The sequence below is a fragment of the Tahibacter amnicola genome, from assembly GCF_025398735.1.
Lineage (GTDB): Bacteria > Pseudomonadota > Gammaproteobacteria > Xanthomonadales > Rhodanobacteraceae > Tahibacter > Tahibacter amnicola.
The window spans coordinates 4,688,402-4,702,479 of sequence record NZ_CP104694.1 but is presented as its reverse complement, the minus strand read 5'-3'; the positions used below and the strand labels follow the sequence as shown (position 1 = coordinate 4,702,479).

At 63.9% G+C, this 14,078-nt stretch carries 11 protein-coding genes; 5 read left to right on the top strand and 6 right to left on the bottom strand.

The window, feature by feature from the left end; all coding sequences use genetic code 11:
- The first annotated feature begins 306 nt into the window (after positions 1 to 306).
- Positions 307 to 900, top strand: coding sequence for an oligoribonuclease (gene orn / locus N4264_RS18415; protein ID WP_261693694.1), 594 nt, complete (start codon positions 307 to 309; stop codon positions 898 to 900).
- Between the two features lie 71 nt (positions 901 to 971).
- Here the strand turns inward: orn and N4264_RS18410 are convergent, their stop codons facing one another.
- Positions 972 to 1,451, bottom strand: a complete 480-nt coding sequence (locus N4264_RS18410) for a TerB family tellurite resistance protein (protein ID WP_261693693.1) — start codon at positions 1,449 to 1,451, stop codon at positions 972 to 974.
- A 605-nt stretch (positions 1,452 to 2,056) separates the two neighbouring features.
- On the opposite strand from N4264_RS18410, the gene N4264_RS18405 reads away from it, so the two are divergent.
- Positions 2,057 to 3,571: a fumarate hydratase gene (locus N4264_RS18405; protein WP_261693692.1), complete on the top strand. Its 1,515-nt coding sequence runs from the start codon at positions 2,057 to 2,059 to the stop codon at positions 3,569 to 3,571.
- Positions 3,572 to 3,658: 87 nt separating this feature from the next.
- Here the strand turns inward: N4264_RS18405 and N4264_RS18400 are convergent, their stop codons facing one another.
- Entirely contained in the window at positions 3,659 to 4,522 is an 864-nt protein-coding gene (locus N4264_RS18400; protein ID WP_261693691.1) for an alpha/beta hydrolase family protein, read from the bottom strand.
- 227 nt (positions 4,523 to 4,749) lie between these two features.
- On the opposite strand from N4264_RS18400, the gene N4264_RS18395 reads away from it, so the two are divergent.
- Positions 4,750 to 4,959 carry a cold-shock protein gene (locus N4264_RS18395; RefSeq protein ID WP_261693690.1) on the top strand — a complete coding sequence of 70 codons (210 nt, stop codon included), beginning with the start codon at positions 4,750 to 4,752 and terminating at the stop codon, positions 4,957 to 4,959.
- Between the two features lie 205 nt (positions 4,960 to 5,164).
- On the opposite strand, the gene N4264_RS18390 is transcribed toward N4264_RS18395, so the two are convergent.
- The gene (locus N4264_RS18390; protein WP_261693689.1) at positions 5,165 to 5,338 is read right to left on the bottom strand and encodes a hypothetical protein; all 174 of its coding nucleotides are present in this window, start codon (positions 5,336 to 5,338) and stop codon (positions 5,165 to 5,167) included.
- Positions 5,339 to 5,714: 376 nt separating this feature from the next.
- Here N4264_RS18390 and N4264_RS18385 point away from each other — a divergent pair, with 376 nt between their 5' ends.
- Positions 5,715 to 7,622: an HlyD family secretion protein gene (locus tag N4264_RS18385; RefSeq protein WP_261693688.1), complete on the top strand. Its 1,908-nt coding sequence runs from the start codon at positions 5,715 to 5,717 to the stop codon at positions 7,620 to 7,622.
- A gap of 101 nt (positions 7,623 to 7,723) precedes the next feature.
- A complete protein-coding gene (locus N4264_RS18380; RefSeq protein WP_261693687.1) occupies positions 7,724 to 9,808 on the top strand; it encodes a peptidase domain-containing ABC transporter in 2,085 nt (694 codons plus the stop codon).
- An 87-nt stretch (positions 9,809 to 9,895) separates the two neighbouring features.
- Here N4264_RS18380 and cqsA read toward each other — a convergent pair whose 3' ends face one another.
- The 3 genes from cqsA to N4264_RS18365 form a co-directional block, all read right to left on the bottom strand.
- Complete coding sequence (gene cqsA / locus N4264_RS18375) at positions 9,896 to 11,188, bottom strand: alpha-hydroxyketone-type quorum-sensing autoinducer synthase (RefSeq protein WP_261693686.1); 1,293 nt, start codon at positions 11,186 to 11,188, stop codon at positions 9,896 to 9,898.
- 134 nt (positions 11,189 to 11,322) lie between these two features.
- Positions 11,323 to 12,354, bottom strand: coding sequence for a response regulator (locus N4264_RS18370; RefSeq protein WP_261693685.1), 1,032 nt, complete (start codon positions 12,352 to 12,354; stop codon positions 11,323 to 11,325).
- On the bottom strand, positions 12,354 to 13,877 hold the full coding sequence (locus N4264_RS18365; RefSeq protein ID WP_261693684.1) for a sensor histidine kinase: 1,524 nt from the start codon (positions 13,875 to 13,877) through the stop codon (positions 12,354 to 12,356). The genes N4264_RS18370 and N4264_RS18365 overlap by 1 nt, the downstream gene beginning before the upstream one ends.
- Between the last annotated feature and the right edge of the window lie 201 nt (positions 13,878 to 14,078).

The following is a 14,078-nucleotide window of genomic DNA, read 5'->3' as shown; positions in this document are numbered from 1 at the left end:
GGTACCGATGCCAGGTCTTTGGCAGTTGCCGGGAGGGTGCGGTGGCGACGGAAGGCCTTGCCGCGCTGCGCACTCTGGCCCGGCGAGCTATTATTCGCACCCCGCGGGACACGCCGGGCCGCCGTCGCGGCATGTTCGCGCAGTCACTGCCGGCTTTCTCGAGGCCGGCAGGTGCGGCAGCGCGTGTCCGGCCCCCATCGAAGGACCGCCCCCGGATACCGCACAGGCGGTTCGGGGCGAAAATACCGCTGCGACCCGACACCGGTTGCGGATGGAGCGACCCGTGCATCACGCCAAAGGAAACCGATGAACGCGACAGGACGAGTGGCCGAGGACAATCTGATCTGGATCGACCTGGAAATGACGGGTCTTGATCCGGACAACGATTCCATTCTCGAGATCGCCACACTGGTCACCGACAAGGAACTCAATGTCCTGGCGGAAGGACCGGAGTTCGCGATCCGTCATCCGGTCGAGCGCCTGGAGGCGATGGACGACTGGAACCGCAATCAGCACCGCAAGTCCGGCCTGTGGCAGAAGGTGGTGGAGTCGACCATCGAAATGGGCGTCGCAGAAGCCCTGACCGTGGATTTCCTGCTCCAGTGGGTGCCGCCGGGCAAGTCGCCGATGTGCGGCAATTCGATCTGCCAGGACCGGCGTTTCCTGTACCGCCTGATGCCGCGGCTGGAGCGGTTTTTCCATTATCGAAATATGGATGTTTCCACCATCAAGGAGCTGGCACGACGCTGGGCGCCGGACGTGTCCAAGGGCTTTGTAAAGGAATCGGCGCACACGGCGCTGTCGGACGTCCGCGATTCGGTCGCGGAACTGCGCCATTACCGGCAATTCATGGGACGGCTCGCGGGCGCGTCGGTCGCGCCGCCGACAACCACACCCTAGGTTCACGAAGCGGTGGCCTTGCACGTGCCCGTCGCGAGTCAACGGGCGCGGCGTCCATCAGGGCAGGCGGATCAGGCCGTCAAACGGGCCTTGAGCAGGGACAGCGGCAGCCCGAGCTCGGTCGTGATCTGTTCGAGCGCGGCTTTTTCCCGCGGGCGGATACGGCCGTCGGCTGAGGCAACGCGGAACAGGCCGTCGAACAAGTGCTCGGTTTCCGCCGATTCTGCCGCATGCAGCGACAGGTGGCGGCGCAGCTCGCGAGCGACGTTGATCTCCCGCTTGCGGCCACGCGTGAAGGCCTCGTGGGCCAGGTCGCGGGCACGGGTGGACAGGTGCATTTCGTCCATGATCTGGTTGACCACGTGCGCCTCGCCCGTGGTGATGATGCTGTCGGCCCCGGCAATGTAGCCGAGCAGGCCAAACTCCACTTCGATCGATGCGACCTGGTCGGCGTCGAGCTTGCCACCGCCGAACATGTCGCCGATTGCCGAACCGATATCGCGCAGAACGCCGCCGAAGCGATTGACGTTGGTGTTCTGTGTCTGTGCCATGGTCGCCTCCAGTTTCACGGGTGAAACGTTTTCGGGTGGAAAAAACAGGCCGCGATAGATCTTGTTATTTTTCGGCGTTGTGTACGCCGGGAATCCATGCTGCACCGAATATTTCGCGGTGAAAAGAGGGGGTGGTGGCGCGCGAATTGCAGTTTCGGCCCGTCAAAATTACGGCGCGCGAAATGCACGAGCGCAGTGTGATTCAAATCACGGATTGGTGCGAAAACGCCTCGAAAAAGGCGGTTTCGGCACAGGGCGTTCGGGGTATTAGTTTACAACGCACCATTTGTCGCCGACTGCCGGCGGGTGGTCCGAAGCGCTGCACGGACGCAAAGCCGTCCAAATGCGCAAACGCCCGGACGGGCGTGCTGTAGCAAGTAGCAGGGTCCAATCTGACCCGCCTGGCAGGCGCGGCGACGCGGGCCGGGGGCAGGCAAGAGTCGTGCTCCGGAAGCCGTCGGGAAGAAGCTTTTTCGATTCCGCGGCGCGCCGTTGTACCGCGGCCGGGACCGGTGGCTGCCGCCAGGGGAGGAGCTGCGCTATGCTTTACCTCTCCGTCGGGCCCGCCACGGGCCTGCTGCATCCCACCAGCCAGACCTGCGCCAGTGACCACCATCGAGCAAGAAGACTTCATCCAGAGCGTCGCCGACGCGCTGCAGTACATCTCGTACTACCATCCGGTCGACTACATCCGCAACCTGGCGGCCGCGTACGAGCGCGAAGAGTCGCCTGCGGCGAAAGATGCCATCGCGCAGATCCTGATCAATTCCCGCCTGTGTGCCGAGGGGCACCGCCCCATCTGCCAGGACACCGGCATCGTGACGGTGTTTCTCGAGATCGGCATGAACGTGCGCTGGAATGCGGCGATGTCGGTTGAGGATATGGTCAACGAAGGCGTGCGACGGGCCTACAACCACCCGGACAACAAGCTGCGTGCCTCGGTGCTGGCCGATCCCGCCGGCAAGCGCACCAACACCAGGGACAACACCCCCGCCGTCGTGAACATGCGCGTGGTGCCGGGCAACACGGTCGACGTGACTGTGGCCGCGAAGGGCGGCGGTTCCGAGGCGAAGTCGAAGTTCGCCATGCTCAACCCGTCCGATTCGATCGTCGACTGGGTGCTCAAGACCGTCCCGACCATGGGGGCCGGCTGGTGTCCGCCGGGCATGCTCGGTATCGGTATTGGCGGAACGGCTGAGAAAGCGATGCTTCTGGCCAAGGAAGCGCTGATGGAGCCGATCGACATCCAGGATCTGATCGCGCGTGGCCCCGCCAGCCGGGCCGAGGAGCTGCGCATCGAGCTGTACGAGAAGGTGAACGCGCTGGGTATCGGCGCCCAGGGCCTGGGTGGCCTGACCACGGTGCTGGACGTCAAGGTTCGCGACTATCCCACGCACGCGGCGAACCTGCCCGTGGCGATCATTCCCAATTGCGCCGCGACGCGCCACGCCCATTTCGTACTGGACGGCTCCGGCCCCGTCACGTTGGAGCCGCCGTCCCTGGCCGACTGGCCGACCTTGACCTACGACGCCTCCAAGGGGCGCCGCGTCGATCTCGACACCGTGACGCGCGAGGAAGTCGCCAGCTGGAAACCCGGCGAAGTGCTGCTGCTGTCGGGCAAGCTCCTGACCGGGCGCGATGCGGCGCACAAGCGCATGATCGACATGCTCAACCGCGGCGAATCCCTGCCGGTGGATTTCACCAATCGCTTCATCTACTACGTCGGCCCGGTAGATCCCGTGCGTGATGAGGTGGTCGGGCCGGCGGGTCCCACGACGGCCACGCGCATGGACAAGTTCACCCGCCAGATGCTCGAACAAACCGGCCTTCTGGGCATGGTCGGAAAGTCCGAGCGCGGTCCCACGGCGATCGAGGCGATCCGCGACAACAAGGCGATCTACCTGATGGCAGTGGGCGGCGCTGCGTACCTGGTTTCCAAGGCGATCAAGGCCGCCCGCGTGGTGGCCTTTGAAGACCTGGGCATGGAAGCGATCTACGAGTTCGTCGTCAGTGACATGCCGGTGACCGTTGCGGTGGACAGCGCCGGGACGTCGGTCCACACGACGGGGCCGCGCGAATGGCAGGCGAAGATCGGCAAGATTCCGGTGGTCGTCGCCTGATCGCTACGCATGATGATCCGGCGGCCCGCCTGCGCGCGGGCGCCGGGTCTTGAATTGGCGAGGCGCGACCCGGCCTGGTCGACGCCGCTACAACCATTCGGCGATCCGCCGCGTTACCGGCGATGGATCGCGCATCCAGTCGAAGTGACCGGCGCGCCGGCGCTCGAATTCCTCCGGCCCGATCTCGTGCCGGTCGACCCGCGTCCGCGGCATCAACGCCAGCAAATGGTCCAGTGAGCGGGAAGGGACGTACGTGTCCTGAACAAAGCGTAGCGCGAGGGCCCGGTGCTCCAGCGCCGCCAGTGAGCGGGTGAAGTCGACCGGTACATTGTCGGGGCGGTAGCTGCCGCTGATGCCGCTGCGGGCCCAGTCGCGGATCACGCTGCGGGCCTCGCGCCCGCCGAAGCCGACCCGGTCACCCGGGAAATAGCCACAAAGGGCGCTCAGGCCCCGGAACCAGCCAAACACTGCAAACAGCAATGGCTGCTGCCACGCCGGAAAGGTGCGCCACCAGGGTTGCCCGCTACCTGCGATGACATAAGCCGTGTAGACGTCTGGATGGATGGCCATGGCCAGAGCAGCGATCTGGGCACCCAGGCTGTGGCCGCCGATGGCCCATCCCGTGGCGTCGGCCGCGCCGTTCAATGCGGTGCGGGAAGCCAGGATATCGGCCAGCAGTTCGCGATAGCCCCAGTCACAGTGCCGGCCGGCGCGCCAGCTGCTGCTGTCCGCCCCCCGCCACTCGTGGAGGGCCACGCTGACGCCACGTTCGGACAGGGCCTGGGCGAAGGGCGCGTACTTGCGCGCCGGTACGCCCAGTGCCGGAATCCATAGCAGGCCCGGGCCGGGGCGGCTGGCAGGAAACACAAGCAGGTCGGCGGTATGCCCGTCGGCACTGGCCACGGGCAGGCGGGCGGAGATTGACTGGCTGGGCTGTCGTTGAGCATTCATCGGCGCATGGTATCCGGTGGCCGCCGGAAATCGAATCCTGACGAAACCTGACTGGACACTGTCGATTTTGTTAAAAAGCTTGAGTAGACTGCTCGCGCTGTGTTTGCACGGTCCTATCGCCTGACCCGATGTCGGCCGCCAGCGGTCCGCTCCATCGCTTCGCCTGAGCCATGCAACCAGTAAGTCGATGGCATCGCCATCTTGTTTGAAGCTTGGGAGAGCGTTTCATGTCGGATCGTGAGGTTGGTACCGTCAAGTGGTTCAACGACGCCAAGGGGTTTGGCTTCATCGCGCGTGAGAATGGCCAGGACGTCTTCGTCCATTTCCGCGCTATCCAGGGCACGGGATTCAAGAGCCTGCAAGAAGGCCAGAAGGTCAGCTTCAAGGTAGTGCAGGGCCAGAAGGGCCTGCAGGCCGATGAGGTCAGCCCGCTCTGAGCGAACCGGCACAGGTTTCGCAGGGGGAATCAAGAACGCCACGCCTTGTCGTGGCGTTTTTTATTTGCGGCCAGCCGGGCGTCGCGGCGCGCTGGCCAGCGGGTGTGCGGTGCGCTGCAATGACCACCGCATAGTACAAAAGCATCTTCATGGCCCGGTGCGGGGCGGGCGTCTGGGCGCCCGCCCCGCGACGGTCAGCCGTCGATCAGTTGCCGATCGAGAAGCCACCCTGGGCGATATTGCCGATGGGCTGCACGACGCGCGTCAGGTCGATGTGGTGCGGACGCGGCCAGCGCCACGGCCAGTTCGGCGGACAGATGTCGATGTCGCCGTCGCCACCGGCCACCTGGCCGACTTCAATTTCGTTCAACTCACGCATTTTCTTTCTCCATTTTTTGTACTGCGTTGATGGCGGTCTTTGGCCGCCGTATGAACGACGGTTCCTCCAGCAAGCGGGGGCTTGCTCCGTTCCGTCGTGCCCGCGACCGAGAGGGTGCGGGCGGACGCATTCTGAAGTTGGCTAAAAGGTATACAGCGTGAAGCGTGTCACGCTTCAAAAATTTCGTGTGAAATGGCGGTGGGGTTGCGTGGGTTCCTGCGCGTCTACGCCATTGCACGGCTATTACGGTCTCAGTGCCGGGCGGTGATCCGAAGACGGATTGGTCCAGTCGTCGTGATATGTTTGGATATTTCACAAACACCACATGTTGACGCATCGCGGGTCGATGCGGGCGGAGGGGCGGATGCGAACGGCGATGCACGCTGAAGGATCGGCTATCGAGGGCATGGGGGGAGGGACGACCGCCGGGCCGGCAAGCCTGGACCCGGGGCAGGTGAACTATCTGCTACAGCTGCTCTGCGGCAATGATCCGTTGCACCTGCACTTCCAGACGCCGCTGTGGACACCCGCCGCCGTTGCCGAGATGATCGGCGATGAGTTCGAGATTCCGCTTGGAACGGACGAGACGATTGACCTGCTGGCACGCACGGGCATCGTTCCGCTAGATCCCTGGCTGGGCGTGCCCTCTGCCGAGCGGCTTCGCTACGAATCCTGGCTGGGTGCGGAACTGAATCGCCAGGGAGGCGCATTCTCGCGTACGCCGCCGTGGTGCCTGGCCGAATCCCGTATTACGTTGCCGGAAACCAGGGCCTTGGACGGCAGCCTCCGTCGCGGCCGCGAGTTTACGGCGCTGGCAGCGCTGGGGCCGCACCACGAACTGGCGTTCTGGTTCTGCCGTTACCCTGCGCAGTGCACCGACCGCGTGGCATTTCTGCTGCGCCTTCGACAGCTGATGGGAGCCTTCGTCGGACTGGCGCCGGGGGTGGAAGGGTTCTGGCGCGACGCGTTCGCGGCGGCCGCGCAGGCGGGCGGCGGTGGCGCTACGCTGCTCGAGCCGCCGGATTCGACCGGATCCACGGCGTCGGGATTGTTCCGGCAGGAGGTACTGGTTGCGCGTCAGCGTCGACTGGAGGGCGAGGTGCTCGTCGTCAGGCCTGTCACCGGGCGATTCCTCAGCGCCGCGCTGGGCGTGGCGCTGGTCGCTGCCGGCCTGTTCGCGGCGACGGCGCGCTTCACCCGTACGGAGACAGCGCCAGGGGTGCTGATGCCGGTGGAGGGAACGGTCCGTCTTCGTGCGCCGACAGAAGGCGTCGTCACGCAGGTGCCGGCGCGCGTCGGGGACGCGGTGACGGCGGGTCAATCCTTGCTGAGCCTGCGTTCCGAGCGGCGCGATGCCGAGGGCGTGGCGGTCGACCACATCCGTGTGGACGAACTCACTGAAAGCCTGGAGCGGCTTGAAACGCAGATCGACGCGCTCGATGCGCAACAGCGGCTGGAACGCCACCAGCGCGAGGCCACGCTTGAAGATCGGGAGCGGGCACTGGCCGGCGCCGCTGAGCAGCACAACGTGCAACTGTCGCGGCAGCAGCTGGCGGCGGACAAACTGGAACGCCAGCGCAGCCTCGCGGAAAAGGGCGTGTTGTCGCGTGTGCAATGGCAGGAGCTGCAGGAGCAGGGGCTGGCGCTGCGGGTGCAGACCTTGTCGATCGCGCGTGAACTGCAGTCAGCCCGCACCGAACGCGATACGGCGCGCACCCGCCTGGCCCAGTTTCCGGCCGAGGCGGCGCAACAGCGGGACAGCCTCCTGCAGCAGCGTGCCGATCTGACGGACCGGCTGACCCAGGCGCGCCTGGCTGCCGGCAGCCAGGTCAGTGCGCCACGTAACGGCCGTGTCGCGGCGGTGCTGGTCACGCCGGGCGAAACGGTGAAAGCCGGCCAGCCGCTGGTGGTCGTGGTGGACGACAGCGTGCCCCTGGAAGCGCGGCTGCTGCTGCCGTCGCGGGCGATGGGATTCCTGCGCGTGGGACAAGCCGTCCAGCTCAAGCTTGATGCCTTCACGTTCCAGCGCTACGGCGCCCTGGCAGGCACCATTCGCGAAGTGGCTGGCGTGGCAGTGACGGGGGAGGATCTCCTCGACGCGGGGCTGGCGAGTACGGAGCCGCTGTATCCGGTTAGCGTGCAGCTGGCGCGGCAACACATGCCGGCACTGGGCGAGTCGCGGCCATTGACGGCGGGCATGCGCCTGAGCGCGGATATCGTGATCGATCGTCCCAGCCTGCTGGACTGGATCCTTGAACCACTCTACAGCTTGCGCGGGCGCTGAAACCCGTCGCCGTTCCCAAAAGCCACCTGTGGAAAATATCGTCGGAGCCTGGTCGCGTGTCGAACATCGGTTGGAGATTTCCCTGGGGCCGCAGGACACCCGTGATCCTGCAGAATGAGGTCGCCGAGTGCGGGCTGGCTTGCCTGGCGATGGTGGCCGGTTATCATGGCCACCGCATCGACCTGCACCAGATGCGCGGTCGTTTCGGCATGACTGTCAAAGGAATGACGCTAAAGCAACTGATTGCCGGCGCAGAGCGCCTGAAAATGAACACGCGTGCGGTGCGAGTGGATCTGGATGACGTGACCAGGTTGCAGCTGCCGGCTGTGCTGCATTGGAATTTGTCGCATTTTGTCGTTTTGGTCGCTATTGGACGAAGTGGCGTCAAGGTCCACGATCCGGCACGCGGCGAGCGGTGGATCGATCGTGACGAATTGTCACGCAGCTTTACCGGCGTGGCCGTGGAACTCACGCCGCGCAGCGATTTTGTCGCGGTCGACGAATCGGTGCAGCTGCGCCTGGGGCAGTTATGGTCGTCCGCACGTGGTCTGGGCGGGACGGCGTTGCAGATCATTGGTCTTGCCCTGGCGATCCAGGTCTTCGCGCTGGTGATGCCGTATTTCCTGCAGCTGGCGCTCGATCGCGTCGTGCCGGCACAGGATCACGCCCTGCTCACGGCCATGGGAATCGGATTTGCGGTGCTGACCCTGGTCAAGGCCGGTGCCGAGGCGCTGCGTGGCTGGGCGGTGCTGTACCTGGGGAGTTCTCTCAATCTCCAATTGGGCGCAAACCTGTTGCGGCACCTGCTGACGCTGCCGCTGGAATTTTTTCAGAAGCGCTCCGTCGGTGATTTGCAGTCGCGCTTCAACGCCCTCGGCCAGGTGCGACAGACCCTGACCGGTGGCTTGATCGAAGGGTTGGTGGACGGTGTCATGGCAATGACGACACTGCTCCTGATGCTGCTCTACAGCCCGTCGCTGGCGGCGATCGCCATCGGTGCGATGGCGTTGTATTCGCTGCTGCGCTGGCTGCTGTTCCGGCCGATGCGCAACGCCATGATGGATGCCATCGTGCAACGCGCCCGCTGCGACTCGCAGTTCCTGGAATCGCTGCGGGCGATGCTGCCGATCAAGACCTTCGGCCGGGAATCCGAGCGCCTGGCGGCGTGGCAGTCGCTGCAGTCGGAGGCGGTCAACGCGGATGCCCGCATGACACGCTGGCAACTGGTCAACCAGGTTGGCAACAGTGTGCTGGCAGGACTCGAGCACATCATTCTGATCTGGGTCGGCACGCTGGCTGTGCTCAACCAGCAGCTGACCGTGGGCATGTTGATCGCCTTCCTCGCCTACCGGCAGCAGTTCTCGATGGGATGCCACGGCCTGGTGGACAAGCTGCTGGAATACACGCTGCTGAGCGTCCAGTTGTCCCGCTTGGCAGACATCGTGTTCGCAGATGCCGAGACGAACCGCGAGGGGCAGGGCGTGGTTGCCGAGCGTGTGCGTGGCGAGATTACGCTGCGTAATGTCGGGTTCCGCTATTCGGAGAATGAACCCTGGCTGTTCCGCCATGTGAACCTGCAGATCCGCGCCGGCGAGTGCCTGGCGTTTGCCGGCAAGTCCGGCAAGGGCAAGACCACGCTGCTCAAGATCATCATGGGTCTGCTTCAGCCCGGCGAGGGGGAGGTGCTGCTCGACGGCGTGGACATCCGGCGTATCGGGCTGCGTGACTATCGCGCCCTGTGTGGTGCCGTCATGCAGGAGGATCACCTGGTCAGCGGCAGCCTGCGCGACAACATCTGTTTCCAGGATCCGCAACCCGACAGCGCGCGCATCCAGGCCTGTGCCGAACTGGCCTGCATTCGCGACGATATTGAAGCCATGCCGATGCGTTTTGATTCGCTCGTCGGCGACATGGGCGGCGCGCTGTCCGGTGGCCAGCAGCAGCGCGTCCTGCTGGCGCGGGCGCTCTACGCCGAGCCGCGGCTACTGTTCCTGGATGAAGCAACCAGTGCGCTGGATGCGATGACCGAGCATCGCGTCAATGCGCACATACGCCAGCTCGGTATCACCCGGATCATGATTGCTCACCGGCGCGAATCACTGGCGCTGGCCGATCGAGTGGTGGATCTGGAGCGCCTGTCCGCCGAGCCGGCACCGGCCGAATGGCGACAGGCGGTTCCCGCCTGAATGCGACACTCTCTAACAGGAAAGGCGGCCCGGAGGCCGCCCTTTCAAAGTACCGAAGTACTCAGTTCCTGCCGTCAACGGACGGTATCAGGCCACTTCGACGATCGGCGCCGCTTCCTTTGTCAGGCCGCGACGGGCACGCCGCGTGGCACTCCAGTCTTCCAGATTGACGTGATGACGGATACGGGCTGCGGCATCGATCAGGTGCTGGACGTCGGCGTCGGTGAGCCCGGCATGCAGCGTCAGACGCAGCAGTGCGCGGTTCTTCGCCGTTGCCGGTGCGCAGAAGATGGCGCCGAAAATGCCTTCCGCCTCGAACGCATCACGCACCTGCATCACCGCCGATTCCGAGCCCACTTCCAGGGCCACGATCTGTTCCGTGCCTTCGCCGATCGGATAGCCCAGCTCCGTCAGTCCCTGGCGGATGCGCTGGGTGACGTGACGCAGGCGCGCGCGGCGCCAGCCTTCGCTGACGATCACGTGGTGCGCCGCCTCGATGCCCGCCAGTTCATGCGGCAACAGAGCCGAGGAGAAGATCGCCGGCAGCGATTCGAAGCCAAAGTACTGCTTGAAGCGACGGCTGCACGCGATCAGGCCGGCGCGGGCGCAGTAGGCCTTGGCCAGGCTGGCAGTGATGAAGTGCACTCTGTCGTTGAGGCCAAGGCTGGCCACCAGTCCCTCGCCATTGAGTCCGTGTGTTCCCAGCGAGTGCGATTCGTCGACGATGAAAACGCAGCCATGGCGATTGGCAATGTCGGCAAATTCAACAAGTGGGCATACGCTGCCGTTGGTGCTGTAGACGGAGTCCACCATCACCACGCCCGGGCCGTGGCGCAGGATCTGGCGTTCCAGGTAGTCCGGATCATTGTGAAACACAGGAACCGACTGGGCGCCCGCGCTCTTGATGCCTTCCCACAGCGACGTATGCGCCAGCATGTCGATGTACACCGGCGTCCGTTCGCCGGCCAGGCTCTGTACCAGACCCACATTCGCCACGTAACCGGACTGACACAGGATCGCATCTTCCGTACGCACTGCCATGGCGAGTTCGCGCTCCAGGACATGGATGGGCTCATCGTCCTGTTGCATGAAGATCGCCGACATCATCATGCCGTTACCGGCCGTCGACAACGCCTGACGCTGTGCTTCGACGATTTCCGGATGACGCGTGATGGCCAGGTAGTCGTTGCTCTGGAGCATCAACGCGTTAGCTTCCGGCTTGACGCCACGCAGGATGTGTCGGCCACCCCAGCTCGCGGCCACGCGGTCGGTGTAGAAACGCTCGACGCGCGAACGGGCAAACTCGGGCAGTTCCGGCGACTTGGCCTGACGCAGCTGGCTGAGGGACTGGGAAACGACGGTTGCAAAGGAAGCGCTCATGACTATTACCTCTCACGGGAGTTAAGAAAAATAAAAGCCAGTCCATAGCGTCCCGCGACATCACGTGTGTCGCGGTTGGTTGACCGGTCCGGCCATGGACCGGTCTGAATCGTGAGAGGTGTGCGCTGATCGAATCAGTCGTCGCCGCGAGGCGGTGCGCCGCTCTGACTGTCCTGTTCGCGAAGCCACGTGCGATAGGACTTCACTTTGGCCAGCTGCAACGGTTCGACATGATCGATAAGGCTGAAGTAGTACCAGCGATCGCCTTGCACGGCGGTCGCGGGAAAGAGATTGGAGCCGGGGTCGGCCAGCTGCGGGCTGTAGAAACCGCCACTGGAATAGAACCACGGGAGCGATTTTCCGGACCGCAGCGCCATGAGGACGCTATCCGGTGCTCCGCGGTCTTCGGCGATCTCATATTGCTCGCGCAAGTCATCATCTGTTTGCACCAGCAAGAATCGACCCACACCCCATGCGTCGAGCATCATGACGCCGGTCGGATTGCACACGACATAGGATTCAACAGGCTGGAACGTGGAGACGACGGAGTCGAACACGTCGCGGAAAGTCGGGTCGCGCAGGAAACCGAATCGTCCCATGGCAAGCGTTTCGGCAACAAAGGCGCCGGCGCGCTCGAAATAGCGTTGCTGCAGTTCCCGGATGGCGACTTCGAGCTTGCTCATCGCCTGGGGATCGCTCTTGCGGATGAAGCGATCGATCATCCCCGAGTTGAAGGCCTCGATCGCGACGGAGTCTTCGGCACGACCGGTAAGGAGGATTTTTCCGATCAATGGGTTGTTGAGCCGCTTGCAGAAGCTCACGCCGTCCATTTCCGGCATGAAGTAGTCGACCACGATCACCGAGACTTCGGAGAAGCGTTCCGGGTCGTAGACGATGCGATGGATCGAGTCGACGTCGAGCGCGACCAGTTCCTGCGTCTGCGACGGACGATCCTTCCAGCGGTACAGCCAGCCACCCCCGGGGACCGGTCGACTTCCTGCGCTGCCCAGCGCAGCCAGGGCGGCGCGCGGCGAGCTGAAAGCCCGCAGGTGCAGGGCAGGGTCGAGCATCAAAGGCACGACGTCGAGGTATTCCTCGTGATCGTCCACCAGGACGGTCGTGGTGGGGAAGAAGAATGGCTGGATTGCACCGGCGTTGGGCATCATCAGCTTTCACTCTCCAGGATGAGCGGAAATGAAAGAGTAAACTCGGTGAATTCTCCAAACGTGGAACGACAGGTGATGGTGGCGCCCATTCGCTCCAGCGCCATACGTACAAAAGACAGGCCAACCCCAAGGCCGGTGCTGTAATCGGTGGCACTGGAGTAGAACCGTTCGAAGATGTGGGGCAGCACATCCGCCGGAATACCGGGTCCTGTGTCGTGGCAGACGATGCGCCGGCCTTCCGCATCATTGGCGACGGACAGTGTGATGGTGCCTTTACCGGCCCGGCCGGTGTGGAAGAGGGCGTTCTTGATCAGATTGAAGATCACATGCACGACCAGCAGGCGCGAGCCGGTGAATTCGAAGTCGCCGGTGGTGTCGGCGGATACGCGGCTGCGCTCGTGCTGTGATCCGAAGGGATAACGCTCCATCGCTTCGACCAGACAATCGCGTGCGGAAACCTTTTCCATCTGCAGCTCGCCGATGGGCCGAGCCGCGACCAGGAGCATGTCGATGACGGTGTTGGCGTGTTCCACTTCGCGACCGATGGTATCCATTGCCTTGCTCAGCCTTCCTAGCTGCGAATCGCGCAAATCCGGCACAGCAAGCCCTGCCAGACTGGCCTTACGATGCGATTCGGCGAGTAGCGGCAAGAAACGATGCACGGCCTGGGTCGCAATGCGCACGGATGCCAGTGGTGTCCGGAGTTCGTGCGCGATGTTGTTGGTGGCCGCGATTATTGCATCGATGCGGGCCTGGTTGCTCATGCTGTGCGAAATACTGAACACCGATCCGGAAAGAATCGCGAACGCCCAAACCGGCGAATAGGCAAGAAGTGCATCGGCGGCCAGGGGATGGGCGGGTGCCAGCAGATACGTGATTACTGCAACCACCGTGCCTACAAAACTGGTAACCAGAAAACTGGTCATATCGAACAACATGACCATGAGAAATACGGAGCATAGGTGCGAAAGCAGCCAAGCCACGTTAGCGCCGTTCTGCAACAACATGTACGAAAAGAAAAAAGGCAGGGCGAAGGTCATGGCCAGGTACCAGTACAGCGGTAGCCAGCTCTTGAGGCGACGCGGCCAGTAGCGCACCAGCATCAGCGGCAGGAACAGTAGCGAGCCGAACAGGCGCAGGCTGAGGCTTTCGTAGGGCTGCGGCAGCAGCTTGGCCCATACGAGGTAGTAGGCGGGAAAGCCGAACACGCCCAGGGCGCCCATCCAGCGCATCTTGGGCTCGGAATACCGGGCGCGGGTGAAGACAGCCGTCTGAAAACGCTGCCAGCTGCGTTTGGTGGTCCACCAGGCAAGGCGCATCCAGCGCGGTGCCCGGTACGTGTTCGATCGGGTGGCTTCGGTCGTGGTCATTCGCACCCAGGCTGGAAGACTACTGGCCCCGTGGATCGCAATGGCATCGCGGAGTCGCCCGAACATGCGCGGCATGCCACCGGTATCAGGACGCAGGTCCCACGCCACCGGCGGCGCGCGGTGCCGGTTTTCCGGCACCTCGTCGGAGTCCATGTTGCACATCGCGGGCCATCGGTACGCAGTCCGACCACGGATGCGCTGGAGCCCGATCGGATACTAGTGGAATTGACCGGAATTGGGCGAGTGGAGAAACGCCTGATCCGCGCAGAAAGTCAGCAATGACGCGGCTGCCAGCGGTGCCGGCGCGGGTGACGGAGAAGTCGGCGCCGCACGGGACGGGGCAGGATGGTCGAG

What these genes read in the sequence shown, in the direction of transcription:
- orn (WP_261693694.1), top strand. Translation starts at nt 307, where the DNA reads ATGAACGCGACAGGACGAGTGGCCGAGGACAATCTGATCTGGATCGAC.
- N4264_RS18410 (WP_261693693.1), bottom strand. Translation starts at nt 1,451, where the DNA reads ATGGCACAGACACAGAACACCAACGTCAATCGCTTCGGCGGCGTTCTG.
- N4264_RS18400 (WP_261693691.1), bottom strand. Translation starts at nt 4,522, where the DNA reads ATGAATGCTCAACGACAGCCCAGCCAGTCAATCTCCGCCCGCCTGCCC.
- N4264_RS18395 (WP_261693690.1), top strand. Translation starts at nt 4,750, where the DNA reads ATGTCGGATCGTGAGGTTGGTACCGTCAAGTGGTTCAACGACGCCAAG.
- N4264_RS18390 (WP_261693689.1), bottom strand. Translation starts at nt 5,338, where the DNA reads ATGCGTGAGTTGAACGAAATTGAAGTCGGCCAGGTGGCCGGTGGCGAC.
- N4264_RS18385 (WP_261693688.1), top strand. Translation starts at nt 5,715, where the DNA reads ATGCACGCTGAAGGATCGGCTATCGAGGGCATGGGGGGAGGGACGACC.
- cqsA (WP_261693686.1), bottom strand. Translation starts at nt 11,188, where the DNA reads ATGAGCGCTTCCTTTGCAACCGTCGTTTCCCAGTCCCTCAGCCAGCTG.
- N4264_RS18370 (WP_261693685.1), bottom strand. Translation starts at nt 12,354, where the DNA reads ATGATGCCCAACGCCGGTGCAATCCAGCCATTCTTCTTCCCCACCACG.
- N4264_RS18365 (WP_261693684.1), bottom strand. Translation starts at nt 13,877, where the DNA reads ATGGACTCCGACGAGGTGCCGGAAAACCGGCACCGCGCGCCGCCGGTG.